Below are 453 nucleotides of genomic sequence, written 5' to 3'. Positions count from 1 at the left end.
CGGCATCATTCCAACAATCATACCAATATTTTGGAAGATTTGTAGTGTTAAAACACTAATTGCCCCGGCACATAATAATGTACCAAACAGACTCTCTGCTGAATGAGCAATTATAGTTATTCGATATATAAGAAGTAACAAGACCAATATAACGAGAGATGCAATTATAAATCCACCCTCTTCAGCGATAGTAGCAAAAATAAAATCAGTATGCTTTTCAGGAATATATACACTTCCTTGGCTGAATCCTTTCCCATGTAATTCACCACTTCCAACTGCTAAAAGAGATTGTTGCGTTTGGTACCCTTGGTCTACATTTTCAGCTGGATTTAGCCAACCTATAATACGTGATTGTTGGTGATCTTTTAACTGAGTAACTAATTCATTAAAGAAAAAATCTGGATATCTTACGTATATAAATATTAACGTAGATAATATAGTTACCGGAATGAC

General features: G+C 34.2%; 1 protein-coding gene. It reads right to left on the bottom strand.

The genetic code is table 11. The annotated features are described in order from the left end of the window. Positions 1-453 (bottom strand): FtsW/RodA/SpoVE family cell cycle protein (locus ACZ76X_RS28995; protein ID WP_479852477.1); only part of this gene is annotated, 453 nt, incomplete at both ends.

This window comes from Bacillus sp. BC05(2025), assembly GCF_056725905.1.
Note: the sequence above shows the minus strand (reverse complement) of the source record. Positions and strands in the feature narration are given on the sequence as shown.